General features: G+C 69.0%; 23 protein-coding genes. 13 read left to right on the top strand and 10 right to left on the bottom strand.

The window, feature by feature from the left end; translation table 11 throughout:
* Nucleotides 1–16 precede the first annotated feature (16 nt).
* The gene (locus ACWDAG_RS46205; RefSeq protein ID WP_450701597.1) at nucleotides 17–328 is read right to left on the bottom strand and encodes a hypothetical protein; all 312 of its coding nucleotides are present in this window, start codon (nucleotides 326–328) and stop codon (nucleotides 17–19) included.
* Nucleotides 329–440: 112 nt separating this feature from the next.
* Between ACWDAG_RS46205 and ACWDAG_RS46200 the strand changes: the two genes are divergently transcribed.
* Nucleotides 441–905: a hypothetical protein gene (locus ACWDAG_RS46200; protein ID WP_450701596.1), complete on the top strand. Its 465-nt coding sequence runs from the start codon at nucleotides 441–443 to the stop codon at nucleotides 903–905.
* Here the strand turns inward: ACWDAG_RS46200 and ACWDAG_RS46195 are convergent.
* The 3 genes from ACWDAG_RS46195 to ACWDAG_RS46185 all read right to left on the bottom strand — a co-directional run bounded on the left by ACWDAG_RS46195 (nucleotide 884) and on the right by ACWDAG_RS46185 (nucleotide 3,148).
* Entirely contained in the window at nucleotides 884–1,486 is a 603-nt protein-coding gene (locus ACWDAG_RS46195; RefSeq protein WP_450701595.1) for a Uma2 family endonuclease, read from the bottom strand. The genes ACWDAG_RS46200 and ACWDAG_RS46195 overlap by 22 nt on opposite strands.
* A 49-nt stretch (nucleotides 1,487–1,535) precedes the next feature.
* Nucleotides 1,536–2,468: a helix-turn-helix domain-containing protein gene (locus ACWDAG_RS46190; protein WP_450701594.1), complete on the bottom strand. Its 933-nt coding sequence runs from the start codon at nucleotides 2,466–2,468 to the stop codon at nucleotides 1,536–1,538.
* 203 nt (nucleotides 2,469–2,671) lie between these two features.
* On the bottom strand, nucleotides 2,672–3,148 hold the full coding sequence (locus tag ACWDAG_RS46185) for an ATP-binding protein (RefSeq protein WP_450701593.1): 477 nt from the start codon (nucleotides 3,146–3,148) through the stop codon (nucleotides 2,672–2,674).
* Between the two features lie 156 nt (nucleotides 3,149–3,304).
* Between ACWDAG_RS46185 and ACWDAG_RS46180 the strand changes: the two genes are divergently transcribed.
* Together ACWDAG_RS46180 and ACWDAG_RS46175 are read left to right on the top strand one after the other, a co-directional pair.
* Nucleotides 3,305–4,180: a helix-turn-helix domain-containing protein gene (locus ACWDAG_RS46180; RefSeq protein ID WP_450701592.1), complete on the top strand. Its 876-nt coding sequence runs from the start codon at nucleotides 3,305–3,307 to the stop codon at nucleotides 4,178–4,180.
* Nucleotides 4,177–4,389 carry a DUF397 domain-containing protein gene (locus ACWDAG_RS46175; protein ID WP_450701591.1) on the top strand — a complete coding sequence of 71 codons (213 nt, stop codon included), beginning with the start codon at nucleotides 4,177–4,179 and terminating at the stop codon, nucleotides 4,387–4,389. Before ACWDAG_RS46180 ends, ACWDAG_RS46175 begins: the two co-directional genes overlap by 4 nt.
* A gap of 65 nt (nucleotides 4,390–4,454) precedes the next feature.
* Here ACWDAG_RS46175 and ACWDAG_RS46170 read toward each other — a convergent pair whose 3' ends face one another.
* The gene (locus ACWDAG_RS46170) at nucleotides 4,455–5,030 is read right to left on the bottom strand and encodes a TerD family protein (protein WP_030941300.1); all 576 of its coding nucleotides are present in this window, start codon (nucleotides 5,028–5,030) and stop codon (nucleotides 4,455–4,457) included.
* A 193-nt stretch (nucleotides 5,031–5,223) separates the two neighbouring features.
* On the opposite strand from ACWDAG_RS46170, the gene arfB reads away from it, so the two are divergent.
* Entirely contained in the window at nucleotides 5,224–5,652 is a 429-nt protein-coding gene (gene arfB / locus ACWDAG_RS46165; protein WP_450701590.1) for an alternative ribosome rescue aminoacyl-tRNA hydrolase ArfB, read from the top strand.
* A 129-nt stretch (nucleotides 5,653–5,781) separates the two neighbouring features.
* Entirely contained in the window at nucleotides 5,782–6,657 is an 876-nt protein-coding gene (locus tag ACWDAG_RS46160) for a sigma-70 family RNA polymerase sigma factor (RefSeq protein WP_450701589.1), read from the top strand.
* On the opposite strand, the gene ACWDAG_RS46155 is transcribed toward ACWDAG_RS46160, so the two are convergent.
* Nucleotides 6,654–7,136 (bottom strand): GNAT family N-acetyltransferase, encoded by a 483-nt coding sequence (locus ACWDAG_RS46155; protein ID WP_450701588.1) that lies wholly within the window; start codon nucleotides 7,134–7,136, stop codon nucleotides 6,654–6,656. The genes ACWDAG_RS46160 and ACWDAG_RS46155 overlap by 4 nt on opposite strands.
* A gap of 49 nt (nucleotides 7,137–7,185) precedes the next feature.
* Entirely contained in the window at nucleotides 7,186–7,770 is a 585-nt protein-coding gene (locus ACWDAG_RS46150) for a flavin reductase family protein (protein WP_450701587.1), read from the bottom strand.
* Nucleotides 7,771–8,131: 361 nt separating this feature from the next.
* On the opposite strand from ACWDAG_RS46150, the gene cdgB reads away from it, so the two are divergent.
* The 5 genes from cdgB to ACWDAG_RS46125 all read left to right on the top strand — a co-directional run bounded on the left by cdgB (nucleotide 8,132) and on the right by ACWDAG_RS46125 (nucleotide 13,018).
* Nucleotides 8,132–9,790 carry a diguanylate cyclase CdgB gene (gene cdgB / locus ACWDAG_RS46145; protein WP_450701586.1) on the top strand — a complete coding sequence of 553 codons (1,659 nt, stop codon included), beginning with the start codon at nucleotides 8,132–8,134 and terminating at the stop codon, nucleotides 9,788–9,790.
* 133 nt (nucleotides 9,791–9,923) lie between these two features.
* A complete protein-coding gene (locus tag ACWDAG_RS46140; RefSeq protein ID WP_450701585.1) occupies nucleotides 9,924–10,859 on the top strand; it encodes a CBM35 domain-containing protein in 936 nt (311 codons plus the stop codon).
* Nucleotides 10,860–10,979: 120 nt separating this feature from the next.
* On the top strand, nucleotides 10,980–11,390 hold the full coding sequence (locus tag ACWDAG_RS46135; protein ID WP_450701584.1) for a hypothetical protein: 411 nt from the start codon (nucleotides 10,980–10,982) through the stop codon (nucleotides 11,388–11,390).
* Nucleotides 11,391–11,809: 419 nt separating this feature from the next.
* Complete coding sequence (locus ACWDAG_RS46130) at nucleotides 11,810–12,307, top strand: lactococcin 972 family bacteriocin (RefSeq protein ID WP_450701583.1); 498 nt, start codon at nucleotides 11,810–11,812, stop codon at nucleotides 12,305–12,307.
* A 210-nt stretch (nucleotides 12,308–12,517) separates the two neighbouring features.
* Nucleotides 12,518–13,018 (top strand): hypothetical protein, encoded by a 501-nt coding sequence (locus ACWDAG_RS46125; protein ID WP_450701582.1) that lies wholly within the window; start codon nucleotides 12,518–12,520, stop codon nucleotides 13,016–13,018.
* A 37-nt stretch (nucleotides 13,019–13,055) separates the two neighbouring features.
* Here ACWDAG_RS46125 and ACWDAG_RS46120 read toward each other — a convergent pair whose 3' ends face one another.
* The 3 genes from ACWDAG_RS46120 to ACWDAG_RS46110 all read right to left on the bottom strand — a co-directional run bounded on the left by ACWDAG_RS46120 (nucleotide 13,056) and on the right by ACWDAG_RS46110 (nucleotide 16,270).
* The gene (locus ACWDAG_RS46120; RefSeq protein ID WP_450701581.1) at nucleotides 13,056–13,988 is read right to left on the bottom strand and encodes a 1-phosphofructokinase family hexose kinase; all 933 of its coding nucleotides are present in this window, start codon (nucleotides 13,986–13,988) and stop codon (nucleotides 13,056–13,058) included.
* Between the two features lie 102 nt (nucleotides 13,989–14,090).
* Nucleotides 14,091–15,329, bottom strand: a complete 1,239-nt coding sequence (gene nagA, locus ACWDAG_RS46115) for an N-acetylglucosamine-6-phosphate deacetylase (protein WP_450701580.1) — start codon at nucleotides 15,327–15,329, stop codon at nucleotides 14,091–14,093.
* Nucleotides 15,329–16,270: an ROK family protein gene (locus ACWDAG_RS46110; RefSeq protein ID WP_450701579.1), complete on the bottom strand. Its 942-nt coding sequence runs from the start codon at nucleotides 16,268–16,270 to the stop codon at nucleotides 15,329–15,331. Before ACWDAG_RS46110 ends, nagA begins: the two co-directional genes overlap by 1 nt.
* A gap of 71 nt (nucleotides 16,271–16,341) precedes the next feature.
* On the opposite strand from ACWDAG_RS46110, the gene ACWDAG_RS46105 reads away from it, so the two are divergent.
* The 3 genes from ACWDAG_RS46105 to otsB are packed head-to-tail and all read left to right on the top strand — an operon-like array spanning nucleotide 16,342 to nucleotide 18,903.
* Nucleotides 16,342–17,652: an ABC transporter substrate-binding protein gene (locus tag ACWDAG_RS46105; protein WP_450701578.1), complete on the top strand. Its 1,311-nt coding sequence runs from the start codon at nucleotides 16,342–16,344 to the stop codon at nucleotides 17,650–17,652.
* Between the two features lie 50 nt (nucleotides 17,653–17,702).
* The gene (locus tag ACWDAG_RS46100) at nucleotides 17,703–17,939 is read left to right on the top strand and encodes a DUF3263 domain-containing protein (protein WP_450701577.1); all 237 of its coding nucleotides are present in this window, start codon (nucleotides 17,703–17,705) and stop codon (nucleotides 17,937–17,939) included.
* A gap of 58 nt (nucleotides 17,940–17,997) precedes the next feature.
* Nucleotides 17,998–18,903 carry a trehalose-phosphatase gene (otsB, locus tag ACWDAG_RS46095; protein WP_450701576.1) on the top strand — a complete coding sequence of 302 codons (906 nt, stop codon included), beginning with the start codon at nucleotides 17,998–18,000 and terminating at the stop codon, nucleotides 18,901–18,903.
* Nucleotides 18,904–18,969: the final 66 nt, after the last annotated feature.

The following is an 18,969-nucleotide window of genomic DNA, read 5'->3' as shown; positions in this document are numbered from 1 at the left end:
GAGTGCCGTAGACGTCCTACAGGACGTCTGACATCTCCTGCGGCGCGCAGATCAGGGCTGATTCGCGGACCTCGTCGCAGCCCGAGGTGTGGAACGCCTCCCGTACGGCTGCGTTCAGGGTGTCCCGGCGCTGGTGAGCCAGTGCGGTTGCATGCATGGCTTCGTACGCCAGCTGGTACTCCGTCAGGCAGGTCACGTAGGTGTCCCTCCGTTCCTGACGGTCGCGGTCCGTCGCGTTGCGGCGCCAGCGTGCGCGGTCCGCGAGCAGGGTCGAGCCGATGCCGATGAGCGCGCCGAGTCCGGCTCCTGCCAAGGTTGTCCAGTCCACCTCGGCATGGTGCATGGGCGGGTTGTGGCTCATGCGGGCGGGGTGGGGAGCATGTGCTGACCTTTGGGAAGATTTCCCGGAAGCCACACCACGATTCCGGGGACGGAAGACGATGACGACACCGCCGCAGCCGCCGTACGGCCATCAGCCTCAGTACGGTCAGCAGCCACCGCCCCCGCCGCCGCACCCACCTGCCACGGCACCGGCCGGCTTCGGGCCGCCGCCACCGCAGTACGCCGCCCCGCATCCGGGTGCGTATGCCCCGGTCCCGACTCCGCCCCAACCACCCGCCGAAGGGCCGGAGTTCATGGCGGTCGACGTCCACAACTCGGTCGTGGTCGACATGGCGGGCGTCGCCTTCGAGGATCACGGTGCCGCCATCGAGTTCTCCTGGCAGGAGATCGGCAGCATCCACTACAAGGCGAGCCCGAACGGCAAGGCGCTGATGGTGGCGGTGGTGCTGCCGAGCGGCCAGTTCTACGAGTGCGTGGTGCAGGCGAAGCCGAGGGCGCAGCTGGGGGAGTGGTTTGCGCAGTTGGCGGCGGTGCTGGGTTATTACCGGCCGATGGGCTGGTAGAGCGGCAGGTTGTCCGTGGAGATCGTCCAGTCGCCGATGGTGACGTCCTCGCCGTAGACGAAGTCCTTGCGGGTGGCGTAGCGGGGGCCGTCGGGGGTGGGGTGGATGTCGGTGAGGACGGCGCCCTCGCCGGTGCGAGGGTCGAAGATCGCGTAGACGGGGATGCCGATCAGGGGGTAGTCGCGCATCTTGCTCACCCAGTCGTTGTCCGGGTTGGAGCGGGAGACCACTTCGATGGCGGCGATGAGGGTATGCGGGTCGATGGAACCTTCAGTGTCCAGGTCGGTCCAGGCGATCACCATGACGTCGGGGTGGCGCATGATGCCTTCGGGCTCGTCCTCCACATCGGGGGTGCCGTTGTGGGCCAGCAACTCGTCCGGCATGACCTTTTCAAGTCGGCGGCTGATGCGTGCTGCCGTGACTTCGTGCGCTCCTCCCGGGGACATCATGTCGTGGACGATCCCTTCCTTGGTGATCTCGAACTTGCCGGGGAGGGTGTCGTCCGTGGACTGAACGAATTCCCGCATGGCCCGGTAGGCGGAGGCCGCGCTGTGCCGCGCGTTGTCGGGGGCGATGGTCATGGCGCTCGCTCCTCGTCTGTGCCCGGGGGCAAGGATCGTCACGTCCATGCTAGGCGGCCTCCTGGAGATCGGATCGGCAGTCGCGGCAGCGCCCAGGGGAAGGCGCGCGGAAGGCGCGGTCGCAGCCGTTGCAGTTCTGGAGCGGGTGGCGGTCGGCAGACCGTGACGTGGGGGGCCGGAAGGGCGGCGGTGGCGGCAGCAAGACGGTCAGGCGGTGGGCCAGGAGGGCGGCCGGGCGGCGTAGGCCTTCGGGTGGGAGGTCGCTGGTCAGGGCGTGGCGTACGGCTGCGGGGCTGACGTCGCGTTCCAGCCAGGCTGCGACGCCGGGGGTGAGGTGGGCCGTGTCCCGGGTCGAGAGGAGTAGGCGGGGGTCGGCGTTGCACAGGCCGGTGAGGAGGTCGGTGGCTGTCTGGAGGAGCGTGGGGGCGGGGTATGCCGGGTGCGGTACGGCGGGGAGGGGGCGTGCGGGGCGCTTCTTGGGGAGCGGGGTTTCGTGTGCGGCTTGGGGCGCGGGTGTCGGGGCCGGGCATGTGTGTACGGGGCAGGCGGCTGCGGGCGCCTGGGCTGCGTGGTCGGCCCGCTGAGCGCGGTGCGGCTTCGGCTGGTTGCACGAGATCGTGCGCGTGACGATACGGCCGCCGGTGATGCGTTTCCGTTCGCGGCGCAGGTAGCCGTGGGCCTCCAGTTCGCGCAGGGCTGTGGCGATACGGATCGGGCCCTCGGGGAAGCGGGCGGCCAGCGTCTTGATGTCGGATGAAGCGCCCTTCGGCAGCGACTGGATGTGGCAGGCCAGGCCGATGGCGAGGAGGGAAAGTTCCGCGTGCTGGGTGAGGTGGTTGCCGATCACCGTGAAGCGGGTGGTGTGGCGGGTGTTGTCGTGGATCAGACCGCCGCCGGTTTCGGGATCCCGCCGGTTCGGGTGGTTGTTGGCTGCAACGCGGGACTGGGCGTGCGGGCGCACGCTAGGGTTTTCGGTGTCCATCAGGAAGCTGTGACCTTCCTCGGTGGTCAGGCCCTCGCCATTGGGATTGCCGTCCCGGCGGGGGCCGTTGCATGTCTGCGGTTGTGTTGCGCTGAGCGTAGGGCAGGCAACCGGGCCGAAATCCAGCTGAGTTGGTGATGTTCACCCGCGAGGGTGAGAGCGCGCTGCGGGCGGGAGGGGTGGGGTTTGGTGGGGGTCCTTTCTCAATTCCTCGTTCCTTGGAGAAGGTCACCCGGCCCACCGGAGCGCAGCCCCACCGGCGCACGGTCCGCCGTGCTCCGGTGGACGCGCACCTCCGCCCAGACCGTCTTGCGCGGCGGCAGCCCCCGTGCCACGCCCCACCTGTCCGCCAGCGCGTCCACGAGTACGAGCCCGCGGCCCGACTCGGCGTCCGCAATGGTGAGTTGGAGGCTCGGCACACGGTCACCTCGCGTGTCCGTGACCTCGATGCGCAGTGTGTCGCCGACGACGTAGAGCGTGAGCCGGAAGTCGCGTCCCGGTACGCGGCCGTGCGTGGCCGCGTTCGCCGCCAGCTCGGCCACGATGTGTGCTGCCGGATCCAACGGGAGCTCCCAGGCGCAAAGTTGTTCTGTGGCCAGCAGTCGGGCCAGACGGGCTCCGCGTGGTGTGGGGGAGAGCTGGACGCTGAAGTTCCGGATGGCGGCGGGTTCTTGATTCACATCACTCAGCGTGGCGACCTGCGCTTACTGTGAACAGTGACTACGCCGTTGCGTACGGTGACTGTCCGGAGCTTGTCCGGCGGCGTCCGGGCTGTCGGGGCGGGGCTACGGGTACGGGCGCGCGGTAGGGCCAAGTACGACGGAGGGGCACGCGGGATGTCGGTGGACGCGGAGGCGGGTCGGCTCAAGACCGAGGCGGACGAGCCGGGTTGGGAGGTGGACCCGGACGACGAGTGGGGAGTTGCGGTCATCGCCACTGTAGGGCGGCAGCTGAAGCTGCGGCGGGAGGCGGTGGGGATGCGGGCCGCCGAGTTCGGGGCGGCGGTCGGCTACGGCGAGGACATGGTCTACAAGGTGGAGGGCGGCAAGCGGATTCCCAAGCAGGACTACCTGAACGAGGCCGATGTGGTGCTGAATGCGGGTGGGTTGATCGCGGCGACCTGGGAGGACGTGAAGAAGGTCCGGTACCCGAAGAAGGTTCGGGAGCTGGCAAAGTTGGAGGCGCAGGCGGTTGAGATCGGGCTGTACGAGTGCAACATCATCGCCGGGTTGTTGCAGACACCGGAGCATGCACGGGCCGTGATCTCGGCGGCTCAGCCGCCCTACTCGCCGGACGACGTGGAACGAATGGTGACTGCGCGCCTGGCTCGGCAGTCGGTCTTCGAGCGCGACCCGGCCCCGTCCATCCACTTTGTACTGGAAGAGGCGGCACTGCGCCGTCCCATCGGCGGCACAATGGTGTGGCGACAGCAGCTCGAACGCCTGCTGGAGGTGGGGCGGCTGCACAACGTCGTGCTTCAGGTGATGCCGTTGAACTCCGAGGTCCACTCCGGTCTGGACGGGAGGATCGAGGTGCTGAAGTTCCCGGACGGTACGACGGTGGGGCGCTCCGACGGCGCGTTCAACGGCCGCCCTACAACGGACCCGAAACAGCTGCGCATCCTTGAGCTGAGGTATGGCACCATCCGGGCGCAGGCTCTCTCGCCAGGGGAGTCACTGGCCTTCATCGAGCAACTGCTGGGAGAAACATGATCCGCAAGTCCGCTGCCGGGGACGTCTCCAACCTGGCGTGGTTCAAGAGCAGCTACAGCGGCGGCAATGACGGGAACTCCTGCGTCGAGATCGCGATAGCGCCCCGCACCATCCACGTCCGCGACTCCAAGAACGACACGACCGGCCCCCGCCTGGCCTTCGCCCCCACCGCCTGGGCGAGCTTCGTGTCGCACGCCTCCGACAGCTGACTGAACGCCGGAGCCCCCGGCCGCAGCAAACCGCAACCAGGGGCTCCCGCTCAGCGCAGCGACCCTCAGACGTTCACGCCGAAGTCCTGCGCAATGCCCACCAGACCAGAGGCGTAGCCCTGGCCGACCGCGCGGAACTTCCACTCCGCGCCGTTGCGGTAGAGCTCGCCGAAGACCATGGCCGTCTCCGTGGCCGCGTCCTCCGACAGGTCGTAGCGGGCGATCTCCGCGCCGCCGGCCTGGTTGATGATGCGGATGTAGGCGTTGCGGACCTGGCCGAAGTTCTGCGAGCGGTTCTCCGCGTCGTAGATGGAGACCGGGAAGACGATCTTGTCGATGTCGGCCGGGAGGCCCGCCAGGTTGACGTTGATCGCCTCGTCGTCGCCCTCGCCCTCGCCGGTGCGGTTGTCACCGGTGTGGACGATGGTGTTGTCCGGCGTCTGCTTGTTGTTGAAGAAGACGAAGTGGGCGTCCGAGAAGACCTTGCCCTGGGTGTTGACCGCGATCGCGGAGGCGTCGAGGTCGAAGTCCGTGCCCGTGGTGGTGCGGACGTCCCAGCCGAGGCCCACGGTGACGGCGGTCAGGCCCGGAGCCTCCTTGGTGAGCGAGACGTTGCCACCCTTGGACAGGCTTACAGCCATGGTTGGGAGTCCTTTCCCTCGTTTTGCGTACGGCGGTGCGGCCGGTACGGGTCGTACGGGCATGAAGCTACAGCTACCCCTACCAACGCCAAGAGGGGCATCGAAGGTTCCACGTGTCTTTACTTTCTTTACCGAACACGGGGTGAACGTTATTCGCGTGACGTGTGCCGGTCAGCCGCGAGACCATGGGGGCATGTCCGGTCCCTACCTCATCCGCGGCTCCGTCTCGCTCCCCGAGGCCGAGCTCATGTGGCGTTTCTCGCGGTCGTCGGGGCCCGGCGGACAGCACGTCAACACCAGTGACTCGCAGGTGGAGCTGCGCTTCGACCTGGCGAAGACCGAGTCGCTGCCCGAGGTGTGGAAGGCGCGGGCGCTGGAGCGGCTGGCCGGCCGGCTCGTCGACGGTGTCGTCGTCGTCCGTGCCTCCGAGCACCGGTCCCAGTGGCGCAACCGCGAGACCGCCGCCGTACGGCTCGCCTCCCTTCTCGCCGAGGCCAGCGCGCCGCCGCCCAAGCCGCGTCGGCCGACCCGTATTCCGCGCGGGATCAATGAGCGCCGGTTGCGGGAGAAGAAGCAGCGTTCCGATACGAAGCGGGGGCGGTCCGGGCGGGACTGGTCGTAAGGCGGCCCGGGGCGCGGAAAGCATTCGTAGAACGTCCTTTGTCACATCGCCCGCGTCCGGTCCGTCAAGTCACTGACAGCCAAGTGTCGGAGACGAGACCTGACGGACCGGAGTGCGGGAGTTGTGACGATGAACGAGAGCGAATTTCCGTTGGACGGCGAATTCCTGGCCCGGCGATTCGAATCGCATCGGGGCCATCTGCGCGCCGTCGCCTACCGAATGCTCGGTTCCGGCACCGAGGCTGATGACGCGGTGCAGGAGGCCTGGTTCCGGCTCAGTCGTACCGACGCCGCGCAGGTGGACAACCTGGGTGGCTGGCTCACGACCGTCGTCGGCCGGGTCTGCCTGGACATGCTGCGCTCCCGCAAATCGCGGGCGGAGGAGCCGTTGGAGAGCGGGACCACCGACGCGCGCGTGGCGGGCGTTTCCGGTGGTGCCGACCCCGAGCAGGACGCGCTGCTCGCCGACTCCGTCGGCGTCGCGCTGCTCGTCGTACTCGAGACGCTGACTCCCGCCGAGCGGCTGGCGTTCGTGCTGCACGACCTGTTCGCGGTGTCCTACGAGGAGGTCGCGGAGATCGTGGGGCGGAGCCCGGAGGCGGCGCGGCAGTTGGCCAGTCGGGCGCGGCGACGGGTGCAGGGCGCGGAGGCGCACGATGCCGACCGGGTGCGGCAGCGGGAGGTCGTGGACGCGTTTCTGGCGGCCGCGCGGGAGGGTGACTTCGACGCCCTGGTCGAGTTGCTCGACCCGGACGTCGTCGCGCGCACCGATGTCGGTGTGACCACGGGGGCGGCAGCGGTCGCCAAGGGGGCGTCCAGCTTCCGGCACTTCGCGGCCGTGTCGCGGCCCGCGCTGGTCGACGGCGCCACGGGGCTCGCCGTGTTCATCGACGGACGGCTGGACCGGACGCTGGCCTTCACGTTCGTACGGGACCGGATCGCGGTCATCGACATCGTGCTGGACGCCGCGCGCGTGGCCGAGCAGGACATCGCCCTCGTCGACTAGGACGGCCCTTGGGGCAGATCCAGCACCCCGACCGTCTGACCGCCGCTCGTCTCCCCGGTCGTACGGAATCCGAGGCCCAGGTAGAAGCCCTCGGGGCCGTCCGGGCCGGGGTGCCAGGTGACGTACAACTCCTTGCCGCCCCGGCGGCGGATCTCGGCGGCCACGGACTCGACCGCGAAGCGGCCGTATCCGCGGCCCTGCTCCTCCGCCGCGATGTTCAGGCGCCACAGGCCGGAGCGGAACACGGTGCCGTCCAGGCGCCAGTCGATGTCGAGGAACGCCATCAGGAAGCCGACCGGGCGGTCACCGTCGACGATCAGGCGCGGCCAGGCGACCCCGGCGGGATGGACGTACGCCTCGGCCAGGGAGTGCGCGACCGGCTCGACCGCGTGCTCCTGGTCGGGGCGGATGCGGATGCCGAGGGCGGCGTCGAGGTTGCGCGAGGTGATTTCTTCGAGGTGGGGCCCGGTGACCGTCATGCGCGCACCCTAGAAGCCCCTCACGCGCGCGTGCCACGCAATTCCCGGCTCACCCCAACTGCCGATACCGCCCCCGGAAGTACGCCAGCGGCCCCCCGTCCGCGCTCGGTACCTCGGCCGTCAGTACACGGCCGATCACCAGGGTGTGGTCCCCGGCCCGTACGCGCTGTTCCGTGCGGCACTCCAGGGTGGCCAGGGCGCCGCCCACCAAGGGAGCCCCGGTCGCCTTTCCCCGTACGTACGGGATGTCCTCGAACAGCAGCCGGTCGCTGATGCGGCCCTTCATCGCGAAGCGGCCGGCGATGTGGCGCTGGCTCTCGGAGAGGACCGAGACCGCCCACAGGGGCTGCTCGTCGAGCAGGTCGTCCATGCGGGAGCCGTCGCGCAGGCTGACCAGGACCAGGGGCGGGTCGAGGGAGACGGACATGAAGGCAGTCGCCGTCATGCCGACGTCCTCGCCGCCCGGCGCCGACGGGTCGTCGGGGTCGAGCGGCGGCTCCTGTGCGGTCACCAGGACCACGCCCGCGGCCAGCCGGGACATGGCGGCGCGGAACTCGTCGTTGCTCACCCCCTCAGCATGCCCGGAGGCGCGCGGGGCAGTGATCGGGAACGTGGCAGCGGGAGTGTTCGGCACGCCCGAGACGCTAGTGTCCGCTCCGCGCCGGCCGCATCGGGCCCCGGGCCGATCCCGGACCTAGGACCATCGGCCGAGTTCGCCGGAGTATCGTTCGCGGACCCTTCCCGGGCCCCGACGTAACCTTGGGCGGCGCATCCACATACCCACAAACTTTGCGTTCAGTAAACGCACAGGGAAAACACAGAAACACCACTCAATTGTTCATCTTTAGCTGTGACTTGAGTCACAAGAGCCACTAATTGTTGACCCTGTGTACCGAGTGGGCAGCGCATTGTGATTCAGTGGCTGGGAAGCTGCCAATGACGATACGCCGATGAGAACCCTTGATTCGCTGCGAGGTCTCGGGGGGAGGGCGAGCATGGAGACCGAGTCGGAGCCCTACGTCCGTCTTGCGACCCTGCGACAACTTCACCAGGTCATGGCTGACATGAACACGGCCCGAAGCCTGGCGGACACCCTGCAGACCGTGGCCGACGGCGTGGTCAACGGTCTCGGGTACGAGCTGGCGTGCGTCAATCTCGTACGTCCGGACGGCGATCTCGTCGTCGCCGCCTTCGCGGGGAACCCGGCGGCCGAGGCGCTCATCACGGGCCGGGTCGGCTCCCGCGAGTCCTGGGAGCGCCGCCTGACCATGGGTGAGCACTGGGGTGACCTGGTCTTCATATCGCACACCGAGGGCTGGATCCTCGACGACGACGACGTCCCGCAGTGGTACACCGACGGCCCCGCGCCCCGCTTCGAGGACGAGTGGCATCCCTCGGACCGGCTGTTCGCGCCCATGTACATGCCCCCCTCTCCCGGCGGCAACTGCGGTGAGCTGATCGGCGTCCTGTCCGTGGACCGGCCGCGCAACGGTCGTCGGCCGGGCGCATGGGGTCGCGAAGCGCTCCAGATGTATGCGTTCCAGGCCGCCATCGCGATCAGCAACGCGCGTCTACGTGCGAATATGCAGCGGGCACTGGTCAGACTCGAAAGGGAGCAGCAGGCCCTGCGGGCGAGTGAGGAAAGCTTCAGGCAGGCCTTCGAGTACGCCCCCTCCGGCATGGCGATCGCCGAGATGGGCGGCGACCAGCACGGCCGGATCCTCCGCACCAACGACGCGCTGTGCCGTCTGCTCGGCCGCCCCGCCTCCGCGATGCGCCGCTACGCCTTCTCCGACCTCGTCCACCCCGAGGACATCGGCACGCTGCTGAGGACCTCGGCGGAGGGCGGACGGGCGGAACTGCGGCTGGGACGCCGTGACGGCACGTACGTCTGGGTGTCGCTGCGCAACAGCGTCGTCGCGGACGCCGCCGACGGGCCCCGATTCCTGCTCACCCACGTCGAGGACATAGAGGACCGCAAGCGGCGCGAGCTGCAGCTCGCCCACCGCGCCTCCCACGACTCGCTCACCGGCCTGCCGAACTCCGCCGAGCTGCGCTCCCGGCTCTCCTCCCGCCTCTGTCAGCGCGCCGGCCACCCCGGCGCCCTGGAGTCCCTGGACGCGGCGTACGGCCATCCCGTCTACGACGCGGGCGGCCACGGCTTCGACTTCCGGCCGGGCGGTGACGTCGAGGTGTACGACGGCTTCGACCACCATGTGCACACCGCCGCCCCCCAGAGCGAGCACGACGACGGCACCAAGGGGCTCGCGGTCCTCTTCTGCGACCTCGACGGCTTCAAGTCGATCAACGACCGGTTCGGGCACAACGCGGGTGACGCGGTTCTCATCGAGGTCGCCCGGCGGCTGTCGCGGGCCGTGCGCGACGGCGACACGGTCGCGCGGCTCGGCGGCGACGAGTTCGTGATCCTCGCGGACGGGCTCGGCCGGGCCGACGCGGCGGATCTCGCCGTACGTCTGCGCAACGAGATCATCCAGCCGATCAGGGCCGAGGGGCGGGCCGTGCGCGTGGGCGCCAGCTTCGGCATCGGGTGGGCGCACTGCGGCATGACTGCGGACGAAGTGTTGAAGTCTGCCGACGAGCGCATGTACGTAGAGAAACGATCTCGTCCCAAACAGCACAGACGTGCGGGCTGATCTCCAGGTCAGGGGCCGGGTCCGCGGACGGATGCGATCCGAGTCACCCGTTTGGGGCAGCCGGAGCGGGTAGGCTCGCCCTTCTGACCCCACGTATCGCGTTCGACCCGCACCGCTGAGGAGTACCACGGAGATGACGTCCGGCAACAACGGCGCCAGCACGCCCGAGGACGACGACCCGTTCGGCTACCTCTACGCCGATGGGCAGGCCAACGGAGCGCAGCCGCCGTCCGGTGGCGGCGGCTACGGCTACCCGGGCTCCGTCAACCGGGTGCGAGCCGTCGGCCAGCGCCAGTACGGCCAGCCGGCCCAGGCCCAGCAGACGGCCGCCTACGGGCAGGTCCCGCAGCAGCAGGGCACGTACGGCCAGCCGAACGCCGCCTACCAGGCACCGGAAACGTTCCCGGGCGGCGCGCCGACCACCCAGCAGCCGATGCCGGGCGGCGGCGGCCGGGGCCGCGGCCCGAACACCAAGGGGCTGCTGATCGGTGCCGTCGCGGTGGTCGCCGCGGTCGTGATCGGCATCGGCGTGGCGATGATGAACGGCAACTCCAAGGACGACAAGGCGGGCGGCGGTTCCTCCGGTACGCCGTCCACTTCGCAGAGCTCGACGCCGAGCCAGTCGGCGAGCAGCAGCGCTTCGGCTGAGCTGCCGAAGACGGATGCGAAGGCTCTGAGCCTGTCAGGTACCACCACAGCGTCCGACGTCAAGGGTGCGAAGGCGGACGGCGGGGTCTACGTCACGAACTTCAACCAGGTCGGCGCCTCGCTCACCTGGAACGTGGACAACGTCCCCAAGTCCGGCAAGTACACGCTGTACGTCGGTTACGGCGTGCCCGGCAAGGACGCCAACGCCACGCTGACGATCAACAACACGGCCCAGACCCGACCGATCAACTTGGCGAACTTCGCCCACGCGCCTGAGGGCGACTACGTCAAGGGCTGGACGTCCACTTGGTCCAACATCCAGTTGAACAAGGGCTCGAACGTCATCAAGATCTCCTGCGAACAGGGCAACTCTTGCGACGCCAACTTCGACCAGCTGTGGCTGCTGAACGGCTGGAAATAGTCGAGGCCTCTTTTCCCTTGTGGCGAATTTCACTATTCGCGCATCTGTATTGCAGCCCTTGATCGAGGTGATGAGACTCGAAGGGCCTGCTGGGCAGGTGGACCAAAACGAGGGGGAAAAATGGATAGAGTAAGGAAAATAGGGCGCTTTTCGGTCATTGCGGCCGCTGGTCTCGCAATGTCGATGGGGTCTGTGGCCTCGGCGCGCCCGGCGAGTCACGACGCAGGCCCGGTCAGTGCGAAGAGGGATGCCTCGGTCGGCTACTTCTTCGCTCAGGGGGACAGGTTCCGAATCCTCGACACCAAGGCGGACGGGCACTCCGCGGTTCTTGAGGTCTCCTTCTGGGATCCAGACCACGCTGGCCACTACGGTGAGTTCGAGGTATGGAATACCCGTGGGGCCGATCACCCTTATGAGGAGGCGCACAACCTTCCGGAGGGCTATGCAGTGGCGATCAGAGCTTGCGTCGGTGAAAGCTCGGACCGCGGAAACTGGTGGGACTGCGACGCGCAGGACATCGGCTACGCGTAGTTGAGAATTCGCCTTCTTGGGGTCCGTAAATTGCTGCAGTTGCGGACCCCAAGTCGGTTGCTCTTTCTTTGTGTACCGGCTCTAGGCCGCGCTGGCCTCCCCGCTCACCGTCACTCGCCCCACCAGTTCCTCGTACGCCCCCCCGCTCGAACTCCCCGGCCACCGGTGCCAGGACAGTCGCCGTCGGCAGTGCCATCGCTCGCTGAAGGGCGGGCTGCTGATTTCAAGCCGGCTGCCACAGCGCCTATCAGAGGGAAAGAGTAGGTCAGTTCGGGAGAAAAATGGGCAGTTCACGCTGAGCGGGATACGCGAACCGGCCAAAAGGTGTCCTCTGCGACGCTCAATTTGATTGACCGCCATCGCTCCTTCATAGAAGATCCTTCCGAAACCCCCAACAGGGGGTCGAACAGGGGGATATCGTGAAAACCTTCGGAAGGTCAATAACCTTCGGCTTTGTGGGCGTTGCGCTGGCGGTTTGCGGCTTTGCCGGCCCCGCTGCGGCCTACGGTCCTCAGGGCGGAACCGCTACCGGCGATACCGTGGTCAAGCCCGGCGACGGCCTGGTGACCGGGCAGCCCGTCATCCATAAGAGGGGTGACGGTGTCAGGCCGCCGGCGGAGCTGGGCAACCCCTCCGAGTGGGGCGTGGTAAAGCTGGAAATCAAAAATTCGGCCGTTCAGCCGAAAGAGAATACCTGCAAGACCGTGACTCATGGCAAGTGGTGCTATGGGTACGATCTGGTGTCGGCCGGAAAGCGGTGCTACTCGAACTACATCGCGGATGTGCAGCACAAGTCGACGGTCAGGGTCCTGAACGTCGACCATTCAAGTGGCTGGGTGGCGAAGGGGGATACTTCCTACGCCAACTCGACACAAGGTGCCGCATGGACCTGCTATGCGTATTACGATAATGCGTAATTGTATCCGCAGTGACGAGGGCTGATCTCCCTCGGGTGGGACATTGCTCCGGGCGCACGGGCCCGGAGCAATGTCCCACTAGGGCCGGAAGGCGAGAGAGTGAACTATTGGGGTGCTCGGGCCGCGTCGTTTTCCGTGCCACTCGGGCTTGGCTTGTTGCTTGGCTTGATAGGACCCGTCACCGAGCATTGGGGTGGTCCAGGCGCGGCCGTGGGCGCCGTTTTCACCGGTGGTTGGCCGTGGGCCTGTTACGCGTTTCTGGTGGGTTATTTCCGCCGGTCCAAAATCGAATCGGCTGTTCTCGCGCCTCTGGGGCTGGCCATCGGTGTCGTGACCTACTACCTGACCAAGGGAAACCTGGCCTCCCTGGGTGGAATGGATTCCTCAGGCGCGGGATCATCCGGAATTGCCCTCTGGGGTGTGCTGGCATTCCTCTTCGGAGCGCCCCTTGGGCTCCTGGGGAACCTCGCACGGGTGCCGGGCATCGGCGGCCTGTTCTTCCGGCTGCTTGTTCCCCTGGTGGCTTTTTACGAGACTTCCATGCGTCTGGAGAGGGAGTCGCGCGGGCCGAGTCAGGTCGTTCTGGGCACCTGGACCACTGTTCGGTTCACGGCTGTTGCCGTTGCGGTCGCTCTGGTGGGCCACACGATCTGGAGTTGGTGGCGCGTTCGACGTACTCGTTCTTCCAGGTCTGAATCTCGTTCCGCCTGAATTCTTCATTCTTCGGCCGAACGTCATGCCGACGGGCTCATGCCGACGCGCTCATGTCGCCCCGGGTGTCGACCCGAGGCAGTAGTTCCTCGTACGCCCCCCGGTCGAACTCCCCCGCCACCGGCGCCAGCACAGTAGCCGCTGACAACGCCACCGCGCGTGCCAGCCGTTCCGGCCACGGGAGTTGTTCCGCCAACCCCGACAGCAGGCCCGCGACCGCCGAGTCGCCCGCGCCCGACGGGTTGCCGTGGAGGCGGGCGGGCGGGGTGGCGCGCCAGCGGCCCTCGGGGGTGACCGCCAGGAGGCCCTCCGTGCCGAGGGAGGCGACGACCGACCGGGCGCCCCGGCGGCGGGCGTCCTGGGCGCCGCGCAGGGGCTCGTGGGAGCCGGTGAGTTCGGCCAGTTCGTCGGCGTTCGGCTTGACGAGGTCCGGGCGGGCGGCCACTCCGCGGCGCAGGGGTTCGCCGCTGGTGTCGAGGAGTACGGGGACCCCGGCGGCCTTCGCGAGTCGTATCAGGCCGGCGTACGCGCCCACCGGCACTCCCGGCGGCAGGCTGCCGCACAGGGCCACCGCGGACGCGGGCGCGAGCAGGTCCTCGTAGGCCTCCTGGAAGGCGGACCACTCGGCGGGCGTGATGGTGGGGCCGGGCTCGTTGAGCTGTGTGGTGTCGCCGGTCTGGTCGTCCACCAGCGCGATCGTGCGCCTTGTCGGACCCGAGACCGGGACGAGGGCGTCCACCAGGCCGGGTGTGGCGGTCAGTTGGTCCTGGACGGTGCGGCCCGTGGCGCCGCCCGTGAAGCCGGTGACCGTCACCTCGTGGCCGAGGGCCGCGAGCACCCGCGCCACGTTCACGCCCTTGCCGCCGGGCCGTTCGGTCACCTCGGTGATCCGGTGCGAGGCGTGCGGCTTGAGCGCCGGTATGCGGTACGTGAGGTCGAGAGCGGTGTTCAGCGTGACCGTGAGGATCACCTGGGCCGACCTCCCCCGAAGACGAATGCGGTACGCGCGCCGAAACGGACGGCGGCCGTCCCAGTCTCGCAGGACAACCGCCGCCCCCAACAGCCGGACACATCACCCCAGTTGGGGATCGACCACCCATTCACCGCGGCGCATCACGCCCTTGAGGGCGAATTGATGGTCGAGAAGTACCAGGTCGGCGTACTTTCCGGGCTCCAGGGAGCCGATCGAGTCGTACATGCCCAGCAGCTTGGCGGGATTGGCCGAGATGGCCGCCACGACGTCCTCCACCGGCAGTCGGTCCACCGTCACCGCCCGCTGGAACGCCCGGTCCAGCGTGAGCGTCGACCCCGCGATCGAGCCGCCTTCCACAAGGCGGGCCACCCCCTCGGTGACCTCTACCTCCAGGGGGCCGAGCAGATAGCGCCCGTCGCCGAAACCGGCCGCGTCCATCGCGTCCGTGATGAGGGCGACCCGGTCCGCGCCGGCGTGATGGAAGGCCAGCTGGAGGGCGGCCGGGTGCAGATGCGTGCCGTCGTTGATGAGCTCGACGGTGACGCGTTCGTCCTCCAGGAGGGCGGTGATCGGGCCGGGGGACCGGTGACCGATCTGCGGCATCGCGTTGAAGAGGTGGGTCGCGACCGTGGCGCCCGCGTCGATCGCCGCCACCGTCTGCTCGTACGTCGCGTCGGTGTGGCCGATCGCCGCGATGACGCCGTGCTCGGCGAGAAGGCGTACGGAGTCGATGCCGCCCGGGAGTTCGGTCGCGAGCGTGACCATCCGCGCCCTGCCGTGCGCCGCGTCGATCAGCTTGCGCACCTGAGCCGGATCCGGGTCGCGCAGCAGCTTCTCGGAGTGCGCGCCCTTGCGGCACGGGGAGATGAACGGGCCCTCGAAGTGGATACCGGCGATCTCGCCCTGCTCGGCGAGCTCGCTCAGCAGGCCCGCCCGCTGGGCGAGGAGGTCCATGTCGTCGGTGACCGTCGAGGCGACCAGGGTGGTCGTGCCGTGCAGGCGGTGCGTGTGGATGCCCTTGAGGACGTCCTCGACGGTGCCAGAGGTGAAGGAGGCTCCGCCGCCGCCGTGGTTGTGGAGGTCTACGAAGCCGGGCACCAGCGTGCAGCCGGACACGTCGATCACCTGGGCGTTCTCTGTAGCGGCACCGGCGATTCGGGTGCCGTCGACGATTACTCGGCCGTGTTTGACCGTTCCGGTGGGGAGGACCACGTCGGCGCCGGACAGGACGAGGGGGACTGTGCCGGTCGCGGGCTGCGGGTTGGGTGTGGCTGGTCGAGCCCGCGCGGCGGTAGCCGCAAATCCAGCGGGACCCCGCGCCCCTAGGGGGGTTGCCATCAAGGCGTTACCTCCGTGCCGTCAGTTGTAGTGAGGAGGTCCCAGGCCAGTAGCCCGGCACCGAGACAACCCGCCGTGTCGCCCAGCGCGGCAGGGACGATCGATGGCAGTTTCTGGAACGTGACCCGCCGCCGGACGGCCTCCCGCAGTGGTGTGAACAAGGTGTCCCCCGCCTCCGCGAGGCCGCCGCCGATGATCAGGGTGCGGGGGTCCAGCAGGGTGAGGGCGGTGACCAGGCCGTCGGCCAGGGCGTCTACCGCCTGCTGCCAGACCCGTACGGCGTTCGGGTCGCCGGACGCGACGGCCTTCGCGCAGTCGGCGGCGTCCGCGTCCGGATCTCCGCAGGCCTGCGCCCAGGCCTCGCTGACCGCCGCCGCCGAGGCGTAGCGCTCCAGGCAGCCCCGCTGGCCGCACGGACAGGGGCTGCCTCCCGGCCGTACGACGATGTGGCCGATCTCGCCCGCGAAGCCGTGCGCGCCCGCCTCCACCCGGCCCGCGATGCCGATCGCGCCCGCGATACCGGTGCCGAGGGGGACGAAGAGGAAGCGGTCGGCGCCCTGTCCGGCGCCGATGCGGCCCTCCGCGAGACCGCCGGTGCGTACGTCGTGGCCGAGGGCGACCGGGATGCCCAGTCGTGCGGCGAGCAGATCGCGCAGGGGGACGTCGCGCCAGCCGAGGTTGGCCGCGTAGACGGCGATGCCCCGGTCGGCGTCCACGATGCCGGGGACGGCGACGCCGGCGGCGGACGCGGGCTCGCCGAAGTGTTCGGCGCCGTGGGCACCGAGTTCGGCGGCGAAGTCGAGGATGCCCTCGACGACCGCGTCCGGGCCTCGTTCGCGGCCGGTGGCCCGGCGGGACTGGTGCAGCAGCTCGCCGTCGGGCGCGACCAGCGCGGCCTTCATCCCGGTGCCGCCCACATCCAGGGCGATGACATGTCTCACGGGGGACAGTGTGGCCCGAGGACCCGCAAGAGGTCTAGTCCACTTACGTGGTGTAGACCTATCGTGTCCACATGTTGAACAGCGAGACAGTAGGGTTGAGGTCACCAGCAGTGCAGCGGCGGGGTAGGACAGGAACGATCGCGGCGGTGTCCGCACTGGGCATGACGGCGGTCCTCGGCGGCTGCGGCCTGACCGGCGGCGGCTCGGGGGACGTCACCCTGAAGCTGATCGCCGCGGACTACGGGGACTCCGCCGACAACAGCTCCCAGAAGTACTGGGACCGGCTGGTCGAGGAGTACGAGAGCAAGCACTCCGGTGTGAAGATCGACGTCACCGTGTACTCCTGGAACGACGTGGACCGCAAGGTCAAGGAGCTGGTGGACGCGGGCCAGGCGCCCGACATGGCGCAGATAGGCGCGTACGCCGACTACGCGGACAAGGGCCTGCTCTACTCGGCCGACGACATGCTCTCCATCAGCACCCAGGCCGACTTCGCCTCGCAGCTGGCCACCGCCGGGCAGGTGAAGGGCGTGCAGTACGGGCTGCCGTTCGCCGCCTCCACCCGGCTGCTCTTCTACAACAAGGCCCTCTTCAAGAACGCCGGGCTCACCGCGCCGAAGACCTGGAACGAGCTCGCCGCCGACGCCAAGGTGCTCAAGGCGCGGGGCGTGAAGTACCCGTACGCGCTGCCGCTCGGCCCGGAGGAGGCGCAGGCCGAGACCATGCAGTGGCTGCTGAGCGGCGGCGGCGGTTACACCGACACCGTCGGCACCTACGGCATCGACTCCGCGCAGAACGTCGACACCTTCAACTGGCTCAAGGACGACCTGGTCGACAAGGGCCTCACCGGTCCCGTCGCGCCCGGCAGCCTCAACCGCGCCACCGCCTTCGCCGCCTTCGCCAAGGGCGAGGTGGGCATGCTCAACGGGCACCCCTCGCTGATGAAGATCGCCGCGAAGAAGGGCGTGAAGTTCGGCATGGTGCCGATGCCCGGCAAGGACGGCGAGAGCAAGAACGCCATGGGTGTGGCCGACTGGATGATGGCCTTCAAGAAGAACGGCCACGCCGAGCAGGTCGGCAAGTTCCTCGACTTCGTCTACAGCGAGAAGAACGTGCTCGCCTTCTCCCGCGAGTACGACCTGCTGCCGGTCACCACCTCCGCCTCCGACGTCATGAGCACGGACAAGGAGGACACCGACCTGCAGCCGTTCCTGAAGCAGCTGCCGCTGTCCGAGCTCTACCCCGTGGACAAGACGTCCTGGGCCTCGGTCGCCGTGGCCGTCAAGAAGCGCATAGGCAACGCGGTGGCCCCCGGCGGCAACCCCGCGGCCACGCTCGCGCAGCTCGAGTCGACGGCGTCGATGGCGGAGAGCGCTCGGTAGGTGCCGCCGGGCGGATGTGACTGTCAGTGGCGGGCGCTACGGTTCGTCGCATGGACCAGGAACAGCAGTTGGGCGACCGCGAGCAGGCCATCCTCGCCCTGGAGCGCCGGGGCTTTCCGGGCCCCGGCGCCAAGGAGCGCGCCATACGCGAGGAGCTGGGCCTGGCCCCCGTCCGCTACTACCAGCTGCTCAACGCCCTGCTGGACGACGAGCGGCTCCTCGCCCACGACCCGGTGACGGTGAACAGGCTGCGCAGGGTGCGTGAGACACGGCGAGCGGAACGCTGACGGCCGACGCTCCCCTGAGCCATGGGTGCGCCCTGCCCTCCGCGGTTATCGTCACCGTATGGGCACCCATACGGACACGGACTCGACGCACTCCATGGACCCCCTGCCGACACCCGCCACGCAGGCAGGCCGGGACGGACTCGCCGCGATCCTCGCGAACCCCGCGAAAACGGTGGTGGGCCTGGACTTCGACGGCACCCTCGCCCCGATCGTGCCGGACCCCGAGCAGGCTCGCGCCCACCCGGAAGCGGTGCCCGCGCTGGCCGCCCTCGCACCGCGGATCGCCTCCGTGGCGGTGGTCACCGGCCGCCCGGCCGGCGTCGCCGTGCGGCACGGCGGCTTCGCGGGCGTCCCCGGCCTGGAGCACCTGGTCGTCCTCGGCCACTACGGCGCCGAACGCTGGGACGCGGTCAGCGGCGACGTCACCGCGCCCGCTCCCCACCCCGGCGTCGCCGCGGTCCGCGCCGAACTCCCCGGCTTCCTCGACCGCATCGGCGCCTGGCAGGGAACCTGGATCGAGGAGAAGGGCCGCGCCGTCGCCGTCCACACCCGCCGCGCCTCCGACCCCCAGGCCGCCTTCGAGGCCCTGCGCGCCCCCCTCACCGACCTCGCCACTCGCCACGGCCTGATCGTCGAACCGGGCCGCCTCGTCCTCGAACTGCGCCCCCCGGGCACCGACAAGGGAGTGGCCCTCCTGGAGTACGTACGCGAGATCGACGCGTCCGCAGTCCTCTACGCCGGCGACGACCTCGGCGATCTCCCCGCCTTCGCCGCCGTGGACAAGCTCCGCTCCGACGGCACCCCCGGCCTCCTGATCTGCAGCGGCAGCGACGAGGTGAAGGAACTGCGCGAGCGCGCAGACCTGGTGGTGGACGGCCCGGAGGGCGTCGTACGCCTGCTACGAGCCCTGGCGAGGCAGCTCGGCTTTTCAGCCCGTCCGGCGTTTGAGGACGAGGCCCCTTAAGGGCTCGCCGTGCGGCCCCGATCCGGGTCATCGATCCAGGACCTGGGCAGATGCAGCTCCCGCTCC

Source organism: Streptomyces sp. NPDC001157, assembly GCF_053598255.1.
The sequence above is the reverse complement of the archived record's forward strand: the minus strand, read 5'-3'. Positions and strand labels throughout refer to the sequence as shown.

Bases quoted from the DNA above. Each gene is read 5' to 3' on its own strand.
- ACWDAG_RS46200 (WP_450701596.1), top strand. From the start codon at position 441: ATGACGACACCGCCGCAGCCGCCGTACGGCCATCAGCCTCAGTACGGT.
- ACWDAG_RS46195 (WP_450701595.1), bottom strand. From the start codon at position 1,486: ATGACCATCGCCCCCGACAACGCGCGGCACAGCGCGGCCTCCGCCTAC.
- ACWDAG_RS46190 (WP_450701594.1), bottom strand. From the start codon at position 2,468: ATGGACACCGAAAACCCTAGCGTGCGCCCGCACGCCCAGTCCCGCGTT.
- ACWDAG_RS46180 (WP_450701592.1), top strand. From the start codon at position 3,305: ATGTCGGTGGACGCGGAGGCGGGTCGGCTCAAGACCGAGGCGGACGAG.
- ACWDAG_RS46175 (WP_450701591.1), top strand. From the start codon at position 4,177: ATGATCCGCAAGTCCGCTGCCGGGGACGTCTCCAACCTGGCGTGGTTC.
- ACWDAG_RS46170 (WP_030941300.1), bottom strand. From the start codon at position 5,030: ATGGCTGTAAGCCTGTCCAAGGGTGGCAACGTCTCGCTCACCAAGGAG.
- arfB (WP_450701590.1), top strand. From the start codon at position 5,224: ATGTCCGGTCCCTACCTCATCCGCGGCTCCGTCTCGCTCCCCGAGGCC.
- ACWDAG_RS46160 (WP_450701589.1), top strand. From the start codon at position 5,782: ATGAACGAGAGCGAATTTCCGTTGGACGGCGAATTCCTGGCCCGGCGA.
- ACWDAG_RS46155 (WP_450701588.1), bottom strand. From the start codon at position 7,136: ATGACGGTCACCGGGCCCCACCTCGAAGAAATCACCTCGCGCAACCTC.
- cdgB (WP_450701586.1), top strand. From the start codon at position 8,132: ATGGAGACCGAGTCGGAGCCCTACGTCCGTCTTGCGACCCTGCGACAA.
- ACWDAG_RS46140 (WP_450701585.1), top strand. From the start codon at position 9,924: ATGACGTCCGGCAACAACGGCGCCAGCACGCCCGAGGACGACGACCCG.
- ACWDAG_RS46135 (WP_450701584.1), top strand. From the start codon at position 10,980: ATGGATAGAGTAAGGAAAATAGGGCGCTTTTCGGTCATTGCGGCCGCT.
- nagA (WP_450701580.1), bottom strand. From the start codon at position 15,329: ATGGCAACCCCCCTAGGGGCGCGGGGTCCCGCTGGATTTGCGGCTACC.
- ACWDAG_RS46105 (WP_450701578.1), top strand. From the start codon at position 16,342: ATGTTGAACAGCGAGACAGTAGGGTTGAGGTCACCAGCAGTGCAGCGG.
- ACWDAG_RS46100 (WP_450701577.1), top strand. From the start codon at position 17,703: ATGGACCAGGAACAGCAGTTGGGCGACCGCGAGCAGGCCATCCTCGCC.
- otsB (WP_450701576.1), top strand. From the start codon at position 17,998: ATGGGCACCCATACGGACACGGACTCGACGCACTCCATGGACCCCCTG.